Source organism: Citrobacter sp. wls708 (genome assembly GCF_005281255.1).
Classification (GTDB): Bacteria; Pseudomonadota; Gammaproteobacteria; order Enterobacterales; family Enterobacteriaceae; genus Citrobacter; species Citrobacter werkmanii.
In genome coordinates this window covers 419,063-434,900 of sequence record NZ_SZXE01000023.1, presented here as the reverse complement: position 1 = coordinate 434,900, position 15,838 = coordinate 419,063, and the positions used below count along the sequence as shown (strand labels likewise).

The 15,838-nt window shown below is 52.0% G+C and carries 11 protein-coding genes; 4 read left to right on the top strand and 7 right to left on the bottom strand.

What is annotated here, in order from left to right:
• Positions 1 to 14: 14 nt before the first annotated feature.
• The 7 genes from fhuA to hrpB all read right to left on the bottom strand — a co-directional run bounded on the left by fhuA (position 15) and on the right by hrpB (position 12,873).
• Positions 15 to 2,264, bottom strand: coding sequence for a ferrichrome porin FhuA (gene fhuA / locus FDW97_RS17580; protein WP_137351389.1), 2,250 nt, complete (start codon positions 2,262 to 2,264; stop codon positions 15 to 17).
• 207 nt (positions 2,265 to 2,471) lie between these two features.
• The gene (locus tag FDW97_RS17575) at positions 2,472 to 3,446 is read right to left on the bottom strand and encodes a fimbrial protein (protein WP_087857680.1); all 975 of its coding nucleotides are present in this window, start codon (positions 3,444 to 3,446) and stop codon (positions 2,472 to 2,474) included.
• Positions 3,447 to 3,475: 29 nt separating this feature from the next.
• On the bottom strand, positions 3,476 to 5,959 hold the full coding sequence (locus FDW97_RS17570; RefSeq protein WP_137351388.1) for a fimbria/pilus outer membrane usher protein: 2,484 nt from the start codon (positions 5,957 to 5,959) through the stop codon (positions 3,476 to 3,478).
• Positions 5,960 to 6,102: 143 nt separating this feature from the next.
• Positions 6,103 to 6,816 carry a molecular chaperone gene (locus FDW97_RS17565; protein ID WP_223851235.1) on the bottom strand — a complete coding sequence of 238 codons (714 nt, stop codon included), beginning with the start codon at positions 6,814 to 6,816 and terminating at the stop codon, positions 6,103 to 6,105.
• A gap of 43 nt (positions 6,817 to 6,859) precedes the next feature.
• Positions 6,860 to 7,402 carry a fimbrial protein gene (locus tag FDW97_RS17560; protein WP_085048286.1) on the bottom strand — a complete coding sequence of 181 codons (543 nt, stop codon included), beginning with the start codon at positions 7,400 to 7,402 and terminating at the stop codon, positions 6,860 to 6,862.
• Positions 7,403 to 7,767: 365 nt separating this feature from the next.
• The gene (gene mrcB, locus FDW97_RS17555; RefSeq protein ID WP_085048287.1) at positions 7,768 to 10,308 is read right to left on the bottom strand and encodes a bifunctional glycosyl transferase/transpeptidase; all 2,541 of its coding nucleotides are present in this window, start codon (positions 10,306 to 10,308) and stop codon (positions 7,768 to 7,770) included.
• Positions 10,309 to 10,443: 135 nt separating this feature from the next.
• Positions 10,444 to 12,873, bottom strand: a complete 2,430-nt coding sequence (gene hrpB, locus FDW97_RS17550) for an ATP-dependent helicase HrpB (RefSeq protein WP_170973696.1) — start codon at positions 12,871 to 12,873, stop codon at positions 10,444 to 10,446.
• A gap of 73 nt (positions 12,874 to 12,946) precedes the next feature.
• Here hrpB and thpR point away from each other — a divergent pair, with 73 nt between their 5' ends.
• From thpR to gluQRS, 4 genes are all read left to right on the top strand, one after another.
• Positions 12,947 to 13,477 carry an RNA 2',3'-cyclic phosphodiesterase gene (thpR, locus tag FDW97_RS17545; RefSeq protein ID WP_038637344.1) on the top strand — a complete coding sequence of 177 codons (531 nt, stop codon included), beginning with the start codon at positions 12,947 to 12,949 and terminating at the stop codon, positions 13,475 to 13,477.
• Positions 13,478 to 13,492: 15 nt separating this feature from the next.
• Positions 13,493 to 14,197, top strand: coding sequence for a DNA/RNA nuclease SfsA (gene sfsA / locus FDW97_RS17540; protein WP_137351386.1), 705 nt, complete (start codon positions 13,493 to 13,495; stop codon positions 14,195 to 14,197).
• Positions 14,198 to 14,374: 177 nt separating this feature from the next.
• A complete protein-coding gene (gene dksA, locus FDW97_RS17535) occupies positions 14,375 to 14,830 on the top strand; it encodes an RNA polymerase-binding protein DksA (RefSeq protein WP_003018625.1) in 456 nt (151 codons plus the stop codon).
• A gap of 70 nt (positions 14,831 to 14,900) precedes the next feature.
• Positions 14,901 to 15,797: a tRNA glutamyl-Q(34) synthetase GluQRS gene (gene gluQRS, locus FDW97_RS17530; protein WP_069324033.1), complete on the top strand. Its 897-nt coding sequence runs from the start codon at positions 14,901 to 14,903 to the stop codon at positions 15,795 to 15,797.
• Positions 15,798 to 15,838 lie beyond the last annotated feature (41 nt).

Below are 15,838 nucleotides of genomic sequence, written 5' to 3'. Positions count from 1 at the left end.
TGCCCAAAGAGAAATTAGAAACGGAAGGTTGCGGTTGCAACGACCTGACGTTCTGCGCCCCAGAAGCAGCCATAGGTGTTGAAGCAACTGGCGACATATTCACGATCAAGCAGGTTGTTCACATGCAGCGCCACGTTGGAGCCCGCCATGCCGACGCGCGCCAGATCGTATCGCACTAACGCATCCACCACCGTGTAGCTTCCCACTTTGAAGGAGTTTGCCGGATCGCCGTAGCTTGAACCGGTTAAACGAGCGCCGGTTCCCAGCGTCAGGCCAGAGAGCGCGCCGTCATAGATGGTGTAATCACCCCACAAGGATGCCATATGCTTTGGCACCTGAGCAGGCGTATTGCCTTTGTAGTTGGTGTCGGTGGTGTATTCCGCATCGGTGTAGGTATAAGAACCGACAACGTTAACGCTGGCAGACAGCGCCGCTTTTGCTTCAATTTCCACACCACGTGAACGAATTTCACCGCCTTCAACCGAGAAAAGCGATCCATTCGGGTCGGCCATCAAATTATTGGTTTTGGTGAGCTGGTATACCGCACCGGTCAACACGATCGGACGATCGCCCGGCACGTATTTCACGCCAGCTTCGTACTGCTTACCTTTGGATGGTGCAAAGATATTGCCGCTAGCCCCGGTCTGGGAAGCCGGTTCAAAAGATTCGCTATAGCTGAAATACGGAGTTACACCATTGTCAAACAGATAGTTAACACCGCCACGCCAGGTGAACTGTCTGTCATCACGGGAGTCCTGCACGCCAGATACGCGGTTCAGAGAATCCTGTTTAGCCCAGTCGTAACGACCACCCAGAGTAACCAGCACCTTATCCCACTGCATCTGATCCTGAGCGTACAGACCAGTTTGTTCCTGTTTATTCAGAACACGATACGGAGCACCTGGTCCAGGATGCGCGCCAAAATCAAAGTCGCTGCGGTCAAGGTTATAGATATCTGACGGCGCTACAGAACCAGCCCAACCAAACCAGGAGTTGATGTCGTTACGCATACGCATATAGTCAACGCCGGTCAGCAATGTGTGATCCAGGGAACCGGTAGCAAATTTGCTCTGCACCTGCGTATCAACAGCAAAGTTCTGCAATTTCTCATTATCGTCAACGTACTGACGAGTCAATGTATGATCCCAATCTGACTGAGGAACGCTGGCACAAGGGCTGTTAGCCGGATCTTTTGTATAGAGCGGATCTGAGCACATGCCGTAGCCATACACGCTGTTCTGCGAAACTTTGTTTTGCGCATAACGCAGATTCTGACGCACGGTAAAGGTGTCGTTAAATTCGTGGTCGAAGCTGTAGCCCACCATCTTCTCATTACGAGAGTAGGTATTGTTGTTTGCGCCTTCGTTGAAATCAGTGGGCAGACGTGAACCGTTTGGCAGCTTAGATACGGTACCCTCTTTCGGCAACCAACCGTAATAACCGGTTTCAGGCTCGTTCTGGAAGTAGGAAAGGAAGGTAAAGTTTGTCTTATCATCCGGACGCCATGAGAACGATGGCGCGATAGCGTAGCGTTGCTCTTCTGCGCCCTGCTGCTGCGCATTAGCGGAACGCGCCAGGCCGGTCAGGCGGTATGAGTACACGCCATCGTCATCCAGCGCGTCGCTGAAATCAAACCCGGTCTGGAACAGGCTGTCAGTGCCCATTTTGAACTGAACTTCTTTCAGCGGTTCTGTCGTGGGGCGCTTACTGACCATGTTCAACAACCCGCCTGGGTTGCTCTTTCCGTAAAGAACGGAAACCGGACCGCGCATCACTTCAGCGCGCTCCAGCATATAAGGATCGATTACCGCATCGTTGTAGAAGTTACCCTGCATCTTCAGGCCATTCAGATAGTTGTTCTGACTTTGGCCGTCTGCCGCGAATCCGCGAATAATCAGATAGTCATAGGTATTGGATGCGCCACGCGTACCCACGGCGACACCAGGAGTGTAGCTGAGCGCCTCTTTAACCGATTTCGGCTGATGTAACGCCATCTCTTCAGCGGTGACCACTGAAATAGACTGAGGAACTTTTTGAATCGGAGTATCGGTTTTGGTCGCCGTAGCAGACTGTCGTGCGGCGATGGTTGCCGCTGGCCCCCATGCACTTTCCTGCGGAGCAGGCGCTGCGGTTACGGTGATGGTTTCTTCTTTCGGTTGAACCGCCGCCTGTGCATAGACAGACATGCCGCTAACCGCTGTGGCTACCACAACTGCAATTTTACGCAGCGAGGAATTTGGCTGAGCAGTTTTAATACGCGCCATTGGTATTTCTCTGATGAAAGTGAATGATAACGTAAACGAGAATTATTCTTATAACGAGAGTATGATATTCGAAACGCTGTTGCGAGCGCAAGCAATACGCGCCCCTACTAAAACTAAGGGGTTAAGAAATAACCAGATTGGGAGAAGGGATATAGAAAGATGATGGAATTGGGTAATGACCTGCCAAATTTGGCAGGTCATTACCGCTTAGCGATAATAAACTTCAAACGTCGCGACGGCATCTACCTGCCCGGCTTTGACCGTCCCCGTTTTGACATAACGCGCCTGAAGAGGAATAGTGATGGCCTGATTCTCTGTCGTTTTCGAGGCAGCGGTATAATCCGTATCAAACTGGAGAACGTTGTTATTGTTATCAAGGATTTGAATTCCCACGCCTTCGGCGGCGTCCGTTCCGCTAGCAATACTAAGAATATTACCGCTGGTTACCCCCGTCGACCCTGAGGTCGTAAACCGATAATCAACCTGTATATCGGCTTTACAGGCATCAAGCTGAATTTTGAAGGCATCATCTGAGACAACGTCTGAATAACCGTTGTTAAATTCACCCGTTGTGATCTGTTTAAGCGGTACGGAAATATTTTTCTCAACAAGGTTACAGGTGTTAGCCTGCACGTTTACGCTCACAGGGTTAAAGGTGAGTTGGGCAACCGTCTGGTTGTCATATACCCATTCGGCCAACAAACGGCTGGCATCAATAGTGCCGCTTTCAATGGGCCCGATGACAACAATCCTAATACCTATTCGGGGTGAAATAGTATATTCATAATCTTCTGTCATATCCTTAGCTTCAAAATAAGAGAGGATATAGTTACCGTCTGTAGCAAGCGATCTCCCGGTGTTGTTCCATTTTGCCTGAATACCGATGCCGGGAACGTTAGTTTTATAAACAGCTGACAGTCCAACACTATTTTCCCAACGGGTGCTCAGATACCTGTATCCTTTATAAATAGGAGCAACTCCCGTACATTTCAATTTAATCGCAGAACCAACCAGTTCTTGACTATAAAGTATCGTACCAGGCGTCGCATCCTGGCTTACCACCAACGCTGGTATGGTAAAAGGTCCAGGCCCAACACCGCCCTGAGTAAAAGAACAACTCGCCCAGCTGCTACCGCTAATCAGTAATAACAGCGCCCCTAAATAGCCTGGTTTAATATTCATTATAGATTCCTTTCTTTTAGAGTCAGTCTTCACTGGCACTGCACGTTTGCTTTATAAATACCTGCCGGTACTTCTTCAGGTATTGTCACGCTTCCAGCGCATCTTGCTTCTCGTCCATCGCCCCATTGCACGGTAAAGGTCTGGGTTCCCTTAAGTCCGGTGAGATAAACTTCACCGTCATCGCCCACAATGGCGGTGCTCTCCGACAGACTAAGCATCGCGCCAAAAGGCACGACGCCATGATTGCGCTTCAGCGTTATCAACGCACGCTTACCCGTGCGAGCAGTAAAATCCGCCGCAACGACCGCGCCTTTGGTAGGTGTTACGTCTAATGAGGAATCCTGAATATCAATGTCATCCCGTCCATACGTATTAACCGTTATCGTATTACGCCGATAATTTGTTAATGAAGGCACAACCGCATTGCCCCAATAATCGGTATAAACGCCCCACGAATTTTGGACTTTGACATTATTGCCATCAGCAATATGCACGATCGCAAAAGCATCCTGTATAGACGGACCCAACGTGACTCCATGCGAATGCGCGACCACGCTACCCTGTGCGCTATAGCTCCACTGCTTGTTATCTTTCTGATAACTGTAGCTGGAACTGAACTCGCCCACCGAAGCGCGATAGCGCGATGAGAGATATGCGCCATTGCCAGCATCACTATTGGTGTAGGTTTGCTGAAGGTTATAGCTTAAATTGTTATCATCCAGCAGCGTGCCGCTAATCCCCACTTGATGCGATGTATTGCCATGTCTGGTGCTGTTCATATTATAAGTAGCCCATGAATTCGACAGCCAACGCGCCAAAGGTACATTGATGGAAAAGGCAATCTGCTGATCGTCAGTCGTCGAAGGCGTCTTCGTCAGGTTGTAGTTCACCGACCAGTTGATCCCCTGCCAACTGCTACTGTAGCCAAGGCTAATACTGCGTTCATACCCGTCCATCCCCCAGTAATCCTGCTGATATGCATTGGCATAAACCGAGCCCCATGAATGCAGCGACTGAGAAAGGCTAAACTGCTGACGACTACGACGATTATTGGTGCTGCGATAACTGTAAATATCGTCGCTATCATAGTTATTGTTGCGCTGATCCAGCGCTTCCTGGAAGGTGTAAAAACCCGATGTGGAGTAGCGATAGCTAGCCAGCGTCACGGTCGTATCGGTCAGCGGGAAATCTTTGGCATACTGAGCCCGCCATGATTGACCACGAGCGTCGTCGCGATCGTCATTAAACGCGGTTTTGGCGGCAGTAACGTCCGTCGAAAGTGAACCAAACTGCTGAAGATCGACCCCCATCCCTACTAAGGCTGAATGGTACATCGATGCACCTAGCATACCGCCATAAGCGGTCATGCCGTAGGGCAAACCATAGATGAGTGTCGCCTGGCCGAATCCCGGTTCTTCACCATTATCGACATCACGATATTTCCCCGCCGCCAAGCTGTATTTCATCGCCCCTTCTCGCAGCATAATCGGTACTGAAGAACTGGCCTGAATAAAGCTGCGCTCCGTACCATCGGCTTCCTGAACCGTCACCTCAAGATCGGCCCCTGCCGTCACCTGACTCAGGTCGCGAATTTCAAATGGCCCGGGAGAAACATTCGTCTGATAGATGACATAACCATTTTGTTTGACGGTTACTTTGGCATCACTGTTTGCAATCCCGCGAACCACTGGCGCAAAACCCTGTAGGCTGCTCGGCAACATACTGGTGTCGGTTTCAAGTTTGATCCCTGTCATCTGTACGCTGTCAAACAGTTCGCCATTGGTCGAGGTCTGCCCAGCTTCAAACTGGCTGCGCAACGGTTTAATGTCGCGTTGCAGCGAGGTATTGATCGATTGCCAGCCGTTATCCTGGCCCCAGGTTCCCATATTATGCAGTCGCCACGGTCCAAGGTTTATCCCTGAATTCAAACTCACCCAATTTGAAGAACTTTCATCTCCATTAAATCGTTGATGAGAACCGGAGATGTAGTAACTCGTCCATAGCGCAGGAATACCGTCGTCCCAGTATTTTGGGTTGGTATCGCCTGAGATCTGAGTATTTCGGTACATTTGCGGTATACGCAATTGCAACACCTGGGTATCAGCACTAAAGTCATAACGGGCCTCAGGTATATATTCGCTGATGTCCCCCACAGGTGAATTATCATCAAGCAGATTCAGTGCCGGAACGGTGTCAACTTTAACGCCCAACTCGCGCAATTCTGCTTTAGTGAACTGCGGCACCAGCTTTTTGCCGTCCTTCGAAAGGAGAAAATTGATATTTCTTTTATCAATAAATTCCTGATCCCAAACCACAGAAGTGAGATAGTTACCAGGTAACAGGCCACTGTTATGTAAATAAGCGGCCAGCGCGCCCGTATTTTCTAATGGAGTATCGGTTTCGAGTGCACTAAGGTTAAAATAATCGTCGGCATACCCTGGAGCACTTGCTGCCAGTATTGCCAAGGTCAACGAATTAAAAGTAAATGTGCGCAAGACGCGAATTGAAAACATATTGCCCATCCGATGGCTAGTTTATTTTTTACGAAGACATGGATCCTTTAAGATCTTCACCTTTTAATTTATTAAAGACATCAGTATTCAATGAACGATGTAATAATCATATTATGAGCAGCGGGGTTTATATTGGCAGAGCTCTACAGTGACTGCTTACGTTGTTCAGTCTCAGAGCCATAATCATTAATAGCGGTCCAGCTAACCTGTCCTTTGGCACCAGAAGGCAGGGGATAACGCTGCTCGCCAAAAGGTGCAATCATCATGCTTAATGCAGAAGGTACATCCTGATTTTTAGCCTGTTGAATTTCTTTCCCGCCGACAGTGAGCTGGCCAAAAGTCACATAAAATGGCGTAGGGTTTTTAATCACAAGCTGATTGTTATTATGACTAAACTGTAGCGACTGCCAGGCATTCTTAGCCGCGTGATCGCTTAAAGCCTTTGGGCGATAAAATAATTTAACTTTCGTTTTAATCGCAAGCTGCAAGGTGTTGTTATCTCTCAACGCTTCCGGAATGGCAGATACCGATTTCACATTTGCCATAAACAGGGATTCACGATCCTGAGGTAAGGCGCTTTTATCACCGGTATACACGACATGCAGCAGCGTCTGGCGATTTTCTTCCAGCTTGTAAATCGGTGGGGTAATAACAAATGGTGCTTTACTGTCATCAACGTTACTCACCCAGCTTTGAACCAGGTAACGTTTATCATTATCTTTATTTTTTAATGTAACTTGTACTTCAGCCTGGCTGGCCGGATAAATAATACGTGTGCCGCTAATGACCACACCAGCTTGTGCAATGTTCATAAGAAAAAGCGATAAAAAAGAGAAGATACCTAACTGTCTTTTCATTTTTCATTCCATTGAAAGACTGGCCCTTTCAGGCCAATCAATATTAACGATACATCAGAGTATATGTTGCCTGTGCGCTATAATCGCCGGTAGTTGGTAATGTTGAGCCCACCTGAATGACTTCTGCGGTATAGTTAAAGACAATACTGCCACTGTTAGATTTATTGGTTGCCGATTCCGGATCTGAACCATCAAATTTTATGTAGTTGCTGCTATTCTCCGGTAATAAACGAACACCGAGATTCTTCGCACTACCACTCGCTTGCAGGACTTCATCGTCATAGCCCGTAATACGTGTGCCATTAAATTTAATATTCAGATTACTAATTGCAGAATCACAAGCACCAACTGTAATCGCAAAACTCTGAGAATCACCCACTTTCTTATCAGCGCCAAACGCAGTCTGGCTCAAAGGGTTAAATGTCACCGTACCGCTGGTAGTTGCGCCATTGACATCCACGGTGCAGGTGTCGGGAATAATTTTGCCTGTAAACGTGACAGTTCCTGTATCAACCGCTAAGGCATGAGTCGCCACAGTTGCAAGCAATAGTCCTGCAAACAAAGTGGAAATATGCTTCTTATACATAATGTATTCCTTACATATGCTAAATATTATTTATAACTAACAGAGAAAAGACAATGTCCATGTCTACAATAACAACAATCAAAAAGCAGACATTTTTTAGGGACAACGTTAATTCATAAATATTATATTACATTTAATATCATAATATTATCATCAGGAACACAATTCATATCCGAGATATGCATAATCAATTGTTTTTAAAGAAAATAATCAATTATGAAATATAATAAACAAATAGTTAAGGAAATCTAAAATAAATTAAAAAAATAATTACCAACAACACATTACTGAAATAAATAATAAAGACAGGAGGGTAAACGCCAATCTGGCTCCCTACTGAGTAAGGGAACCAGATGACGCATTGATTAGTTTCCGCCGAACATATCCTTAATCCAGCCCGCTACGCCGTCGCTGTCTTTCTTCTCTTGCTGCGCCGGTTGCTGCTGTTGAGGCTGCTGTTGCTGCGGCTGTTGAGAAGATTGATCGAACGGATTACCCGACTGCTGCAGCATTTCCCCCTGCTGACACAGTGAGTCAGGATCGGTGGTCCATACTGGCAGCGTGCGCATCCCACCACTACACACGAAGTTGCCGTCATAGTCCACGCCCATATCCACCACATCCTCCGGTGGCGTCAGCACCAGCGGGGTTGGAGTCTGGTTAGCCAGATAACGCTGATAAATCGACATCGCGCCGCTGGCACCGTACAGCTTGGTTGGCTGGTTGTTATCACGGCCCACCCAGGTGATGGTCACCTGGCTGCCGTCAATCCCGGCGAACCAGGTATCGACGTTGTTGTTGGTGGTCCCGGTTTTACCCGCCAGATGCAGCCCAGGATACTTCGCGCCAAGCTGGCGGCCTGTACCACGCTGAACCACCTGCTGCATGGTCCACAGCGTCATATACGCCGCCTGCGCCGGAACGGCACGCTCAGCCTGCGGGAAGCTCTGGTACAACACCGTGCCATCTTCGGCAATCACCGAACGCAGCGCCGACAGCGGCGCGCGGTTCCCACCGCTGGCAATAGTCTGGAACGCCTGCGCCACTTCGATTGGCGTCAGGTTCAGCGCCCCCAGCAGCATAGCCGGAACCGGGTTAAGCTGATCTTTCGGCGCGCCCAGCTTCAGCCAGGTATCGGTCACGGCAGGCAGGCCCAGCGCCATCCCCAGATTCACCGTGGGTACGTTCATTGAGCGCGTTAACGCGTCCACCAGCATCACTTTACCGCTTTCGCTATAGCGACGGTCATCGTTCTGCGGCGACCACACCTGGCCGTTCGGCTGACGCAGCGCAATTGGCGCATCGGCAATCCAGGTATTCAGGCGGTACAGCTTCGGCTGGCTAAGTGCCGTCAGATAGGTCGCCGGCTTCGCCAGAGAACCAATTGAACGACGCGCCTGCATCGCACGGTTATAGCCCGCAAACTGCGGCTCTGCCCCGCCAACCATGGCGCGAACTTCACCGCTAAAGCGATCAACCACCACAATCGCCGTTTCCAGATCGCTCAGCTTACGTTGTTTCTTCAGCACCGGAATGCCTTCCACCGCCGCTTTTTCTGCAGCGTCCTGCGCCACGGAATCAAAGGTGGTGAAAATTTTCACGCCGGAGAGATCTTTAACTTTATCGCCGAGCTTCGCCTGTAGCTCCTGACGCACCATCTGCATAAACGCTGGCTGCGGGGAGATCACCCCGCCGCGCGGTTGCACGCCTAACGGACGCGCGCTCAGCATGTCATACAGATCCTGGTCGATAATCTGCTGCTGTTGCAGCAGACGCAGCACCAGGTTACGACGCTCCAGCGCCAGCTTCGGGTTACGCCACGGGTTATAAATCGACGCCCCTTTCACCATCCCAACCAGCAGTGCTTGTTGGTCGAGGCTTAACTCTTCCACCGGACGTCCGAAGTAATACAAGCTCGCCAGCGGGAAGCCACGGATCTCGTTGTCACCGCTCTGGCCGAGATAGACTTCGTTCATGTACAGCTCAAGAATGCGGTCTTTGCTGTAACGCGCATCCATGATCAGCGCCATATAGGCTTCGTTGGCTTTACGCCAGTAGGAGCGCTCGCTGGAGAGGAACAGGTTCTTCACCAACTGCTGGGTCAGCGTACTGGCCCCCTGTACCGTACGACCTGCCGTCAGGTTCGCCAGCACCGCACGGCCAATGGAATAGAGACTGATCCCGTCGTGCTCATAGAAGTGACGGTCTTCTGTCGCCAATAGCGTGTCCACCAGCAGATCAGGGAAGCCGCTACGCGGGACAAACAGACGCTGCTCGCCGTTTGGTGAAGAGAGCATGGTGATCAGACGCGGATCGAGACGGAAGAAACCGAACTGGCGGTTGTTATCCATATTCTCGATGGTGTCCAGATGATCGCCGTCAAAGGTCAGACGCGCGCGCACCTGCCCTTCTTTGCTGTCCGGGAAGTCAAACGGGCGACGAATCATCTCAATGCTCTTCGCCTGTACGGTGAATTCGCCCGGACGCGTCATCTTCGTCACCTGACGATACTGCGTGGCCTCCAGCAGCTTCACCATCTCGTTCTTGCCAATGGGCATTTCTGGCTCAAGGTTAACCATGCGGCCATATACCGCCGCCGGAAGTTGCCAGACTTTGCCATCAATACGGCTACGAATTTTTTGGTCCAGATACACGCCGTAAATGGCGATCAGCACCAAAAAGACAATCGACAGTTTTACCAGCAGCCAGAACCAGCCGCGCTTACCACGAGGCTTACGCCCTTTGCCCTTACCCTTACGCGGCATCGGTTCTTCATCCTCATAGTCATCATCATCATAATCGTCGTCATACTCTTCATCTCTGAGTTGACGACGGCTCACCTTTTGTTTTACCGGACGCGATGGTTTCCCTTTACGTCCAATTGGCTCGCGGTCATTCCCCGCCATGCTTTTTCTCCGCAACATTCAGGCGCAAAGGCCCGATTCTCTGTTCTTCCGTCCTGCGACAGAAGAAGAAATCTCTCAATTATTACCGCTCTTTCGCCGGATGCGGCATAACGCCTTATCCGGCCTACAGTTACATTACGAATACTTTTTGGTGCGCCGCGTTGGCGCGGTATTCGCCGGATCGTCCGGCCAGACGTGTTTCGGATAACGCCCTTTCATCTCTTTTTGCACCTCGCGGTACGATCCCTGCCAGAACGCGCTCAGATCGCTGGTCACCTGTAGCGGTCGTTGGGCCGGAGACAGCAGCTCCAGCACCAACGGAACGCGGCCCTGAGCGATGGTTGGAGTCCTCGCTTCGCCAAACATTTCCTGCATCCGCACCGCCAGCGCAGGAGGATTATCTTCATGATAGCGAATGGCAATCCGACTCCCCGTCGGCACAGTGTAATGCGCCGGCAGTTCACTATCCAGACGTTGCAGCATTGACCAGTCCAGCAAACCGCGCAATGCCTGACCCACATTTAATGCTTTTAACGCGCGTAAAGAGTGCACACCGCTCATGTGCGGCAACAGCCAGGTCTCCAGCGTCGCCAGCAGAGAATCTTCATCTACCGCGGGCCAGTCATATTCTGGCAACCAGGTCGCCGCACAGTGCAAACGCAGCCGAAACTGCTCGGCCTCCGGCGTCCAGTTGAGCATACTTAGCCCTTTATCGCGAATGCCATTCAACATCGCCTGGTGCAACTCCTCTTCCGAGGGTTTAGCCAGCGGCTGGACTTTTACCGTGAGCTGACCAATGCGCGAGCGGCGTAAGGCTTTTAATGTGCCCTGGGTTTCATCCCACTCGATAGTGTCGGACTGCTGGAGCAGTTCAGGACACGTCTGCATCAGCACGTCAATCTCCAGCGGCAGGGCCAGCAGAATACGCGCATCCGGCGAAGCGCTGCCCTGTAGCAACAACGGCGCTATCAGCCATTCATGGCGTCCGGAAGCGTCATCAGCATCCAACATTGCGCCCATACCATTAGCCAGTTGATAACGCCCTTCCTGCCCGCGTCGACGCGCGATCCGGTCGGCAAACGCCTGCGCCAGCAACGGGGAAAGCAGCCTACTGTCGGGCTGTCCGCTGCGAACATTGAGCCGTTTCAGCAATTGTTGGCTGCGCTGCTGCCAGGCGGGGTGATTGCGTGAAAACGCCACAGCCAGATCGGTACAGCCACCACGCGGCGGCTCCTCCAGAATCGCTGCCAGTTTTGCCGCCGTTGCCGCTTCGGTATCATTGCTGGCGCTGACCAGCATCGCCGCCAGGCGAGGATCGTTCCCCAACATCGCCATTTTCTGCCCGCGAGCGCTGAGCCTGTCACCCGCAAGCGCCCCCAGCATCTGCAACAGTTGTTTTGCCGCCTGCAGGTTGATAGCGGGCGGCGTATCCAGCCAGTTTAGTTGCGCGGGATCGGTGCATCCCCATTGCAGCAACTCCATTAGCAGCCCAGACAGATCGCTCTGTAATATCTCCGGCTCCCCTTGCGAAGCCGCTCTTTCCGCCTGCTCTTTGGCCAGCAGATGCAGACAAATTCCGGGTTCCAGACGCCCTGCGCGTCCCGCTCGCTGCGTCATCGAGGCCTGACTGATGCGCTGGGTAATCAGTCGCGTCAGTCCAGTGCGCGCGTCATAGCGCGCCACGCGCTCCTGAGCGCAGTCTACCACCAGCCGAATACCTTCAATCGTTAAGCTGGTTTCAGCAATGTTGGTGGCCAGCACCACTTTGCGCTGGCCTTGCGGCGCGGGCAAAATCGCCTGACGCTGCTCGGCAAGCGTCAGCGCGCCATACAGTGGGCACAGCACAACATCGCTGCCCACACGCGTTGCCAGATGCTCCTGCACGCGCTGGATTTCCCCAACGCCCGGTAAAAACAGCAGCAGCGACCCGCTTTCATAGCGCAGTAGCTCCGCCGTGGCTATCGCCACCGCTTCGTCAAAACGCAGATGTGCCGCCAGCGGTTGATACCGTCGCTCGACCGGAAATGTGCGGCCTTCAGAGATAATCATGGGCGCATCGGGCAATAACTGCTGCAAGCGCCCGTTATCGAGCGTTGCGGACATGATCAACAGTTTCAGATCGTCACGCAGACCTTGCTGTACATCCAGCAGCAGCGCCAGCGCCAGGTCGGCCTGCAGACTCCGTTCGTGAAATTCATCGAGGATCACTAACCCGACGTCCGTGAGTTCGGGATCGCGTTGGATCATGCGCGTCAGGACGCCTTCCGTCACCACTTCCAGCCGGGTCTGCGGCCCCACGCAGCTTTGCGCGCGCATGCGATACCCCACGGTCTCGCCGGGCTTTTCGTTCAGCAACTCCGCCAACCGCTGCGCCACATTGCGTGCCGCCAGACGGCGCGGCTCCAGCAAAATTATCCGCCCCTTGATGCCACCATGCTCAAGCAGTCGCAACGGCAGCCAGGTCGATTTCCCGGCACCGGTCGGCGCGGTCAGCAGGACCTGCGGCGAGGCATCAAGGGCGGTAAGCAGTTCAGGCACTACGGCGGCAACGGGCAACGACGTCACAAATGGCTCCAGAGGGTTAACATTCTTCGCGCTGCATTGTAGCATCGCGTTAATTCATAACCGAGTATCCATCATGTCTGAGCCAAAAAGGCTGTTCTTTGCGATTGAATTGCCTGCCGAGGTTCGGGAGCAGTTAATCCACTGGCGAGCCGCGCAGTTCCCTCCTGAAGCAGGCCGTCCCGTCGCCGCCGAGAATCTGCATCTGACGTTGGCCTTTTTAGGTGATGTCAGCGCAGAGAAGCAACAGGCGTTGTCGCAGCTAGCCGGACGCATTCGCCAGCCCGGTTTTACGCTCAAACTGGATGATGCCGGGCAATGGCTGCGTTCGCGAGTAGTGTGGCTGGGGATGCGTCAGCCGCCGCGCGGACTGTTACAACTGGCGAATATGCTGCGGGCGCAGGCCTCACGCAGCGGGTGCTATCAAAGCCCACAGCCGTTTCACCCGCATATCACGCTGCTGCGCGATGCCGGACACGCGGTTCCCATTCCGCCCCCCGGCTTTGGCTGGTCGTTCCCGGTCACCGGGTTTGCGCTCTATTCCTCCACATTCACGCGGGGGCGTACGCGTTACACGCAGTTGCAACGCTGGATGCTGACTGAATAATCAAAGGGACTGTTCATGCAATTTTCTCCACCTTTACAACCGGCTACGCTCATCCAGCGCTACAAGCGTTTTTTAGCGGATGTGATCACACCGGATGGCACAACGTTAACGTTACACTGCCCAAATACCGGCGCGATGACCGGATGCGCAACGCCAGGTGATACCGTCTGGTATTCAACATCAGAAAATACCAAACGGAAATACCCGCATACCTGGGAATTAACGCAAACGCAATCCGGGGCATTTATTTGTATTAATACGCTGTGGGCGAACAGATTAGCGAAAGAGGCGATTCAGCAGTCGCTAATTTCAGAAGTTTCAGGCTATAGCATATTGAAAAGTGAAGTAAAATACGGCGCCGAAGGGAGTCGTATAGACTTTTTGTTACAGGCGGATTCCCGACCTGACTGCTATATTGAAGTGAAATCAGTCACGTTGGCGGAAAAAGATCAGGGTTATTTTCCCGATGCCATCACTGAACGAGGTCAGAAACATCTTCGGGAATTGATGAGCGTAGCGGCTGAAGGTAAGCGGGCGGTGATATTTTTCGCTGTGCTACATTCAGCCATTACACGGTTTTCACCCGCGCGCCATATTGATACGAAATATGCGCAATTATTGGTCGAAGCTCGGCAAAAGGGGGTCGAAATTCTGGTTTATAAAGCGGAACTTTCTGCCCATGGTATGACTCTTAAAGAGCCGTTGCCCATTACCTTGTAATGGTGTAAACATCTGGTTAATTAATATTCTGGGCGCGTGTGCAAATACGCTTTTCCTCACAGGGTTGTCAAGTGTTACGTTTAGATAATTGCTATCCGGAAAAGCATCTGCTATTTATAGCGACCTGATTTTTCCCCCGAACATGGGGATCGATAGTGCGTGTTAAGGAGAAGCAACATGCAAGAAGGGCAAAACCGTAAAACATCGTCCCTGAGTATTCTCGCCATCGCTGGGGTGGAGCCGTACCAGGAGAAACCGGGCGAAGAGTATATGAACGAAGCCCAGCTGTCGCACTTCAGGCGTATTCTTGAGGCATGGCGTAATCAACTTAGGGATGAAGTCGATCGCACCGTATCTCATATGCAAGACGAAGCGGCTAACTTCCCTGATCCGGTGGACCGCGCCGCGCAGGAAGAAGAATTCAGCCTTGAGCTGCGTAACCGTGACCGTGAGCGCAAACTGATCAAAAAGATCGAGAAGACGCTGAAGAAGGTAGAAGACGAAGATTTCGGCTACTGCGAATCATGCGGCGTAGAAATTGGTATTCGCCGTCTGGAAGCGCGTCCGACAGCCGATCTGTGTATCGACTGCAAAACGCTGGCAGAAATCCGCGAAAAACAAATGGCAGGTTAATTCCGGTCATTTTTACCACGTTTACTACAGGCGGGAGTTTCTCCCGCCTTATTATTTGTTAGCCCGCAAAATGAGCGATTCACACTATATTGGCCGCTTCGCCCCCTCCCCTTCCGGCGAACTGCACTTCGGTTCACTCATTGCCGCCCTCGGGAGCTACCTGCAGGCCCGTGCCCGGCGCGGCATCTGGCGAGTACGTATTGAAGATATTGACCCCCCTCGTGAAGTTCCCGGTGCTGCAGAGACGATTCTGCGTCAGCTGGAACATTACGGCCTGCACTGGGACGGCGAAATTTTATGGCAATCCCAGCGTCATGAAGCCTACCGCGAGGCGCTTAGCTGGCTGCATCAGCAGGATCTGAGCTATTACTGCACCTGTACGCGGGCGCGTATTCAAAGCGTCGGCGGTATTTACGACGGCCACTGCCGTGAGTTACGCCTCGGGCCAGAACAGGCGGCTGTCCGCATCAAGCAACGCCGCCCCGTGCTGCAGTTTACTGACCGGCTACGCGGTGTAATTCAGGCTGACCCGCAACTTGCTGGCGAAGATTTTATTATTCACCGCCGCGACGGGCTGTTTGCCTATAACCTCGCGGTAGTGGTAGATGACCACTTCCAGGGCGTGACGGAAATTGTGCGCGGCGCCGATCTCATAGAACCGACGGTGCGGCAAATTTCGTTGTATCAGCAGTTTGGCTGGCAGGCGCCAGACTATATTCATCTGCCGCTGGCGCTTAACGAACAAGGCGCTAAACTTTCCAAACAAAATCATGCACCTGCCCTGCCGCAAGGCGATCCACGTCCGGTGATTATTGCCGCGCTGCGCTTTCTCGGCCAGCGTGCGGATATCGCGTGGCAGGAAATGCAGGTCGATCAGATCCTTCAGTTTGCCGTCAAAAACTGGAGTCTGACAACGGTGCCAGAATCAGCGATCGTAAATACGCCATTCTCAAATGCGCCACGCTGAGCTATGATTAGCCGCTATTTTTACACAGCAACACTTGTTCT

Bases quoted from the DNA above. Each gene is read 5' to 3' on its own strand.
- FDW97_RS17570 (WP_137351388.1), bottom strand. From the start codon at position 5,959: ATGTTTTCAATTCGCGTCTTGCGCACATTTACTTTTAATTCGTTGACC.
- thpR (WP_038637344.1), top strand. From the start codon at position 12,947: ATGTCTGAGCCAAAAAGGCTGTTCTTTGCGATTGAATTGCCTGCCGAG.
- gluQRS (WP_069324033.1), top strand. From the start codon at position 14,901: ATGAGCGATTCACACTATATTGGCCGCTTCGCCCCCTCCCCTTCCGGC.
- mrcB (WP_085048287.1), bottom strand. From the start codon at position 10,308: ATGGCGGGGAATGACCGCGAGCCAATTGGACGTAAAGGGAAACCATCG.
- dksA (WP_003018625.1), top strand. From the start codon at position 14,375: ATGCAAGAAGGGCAAAACCGTAAAACATCGTCCCTGAGTATTCTCGCC.
- FDW97_RS17575 (WP_087857680.1), bottom strand. From the start codon at position 3,446: ATGAATATTAAACCAGGCTATTTAGGGGCGCTGTTATTACTGATTAGC.
- FDW97_RS17560 (WP_085048286.1), bottom strand. From the start codon at position 7,402: ATGTATAAGAAGCATATTTCCACTTTGTTTGCAGGACTATTGCTTGCA.
- FDW97_RS17565 (WP_223851235.1), bottom strand. From the start codon at position 6,816: ATGAAAAGACAGTTAGGTATCTTCTCTTTTTTATCGCTTTTTCTTATG.
- fhuA (WP_137351389.1), bottom strand. From the start codon at position 2,264: ATGGCGCGTATTAAAACTGCTCAGCCAAATTCCTCGCTGCGTAAAATT.
- sfsA (WP_137351386.1), top strand. From the start codon at position 13,493: ATGCAATTTTCTCCACCTTTACAACCGGCTACGCTCATCCAGCGCTAC.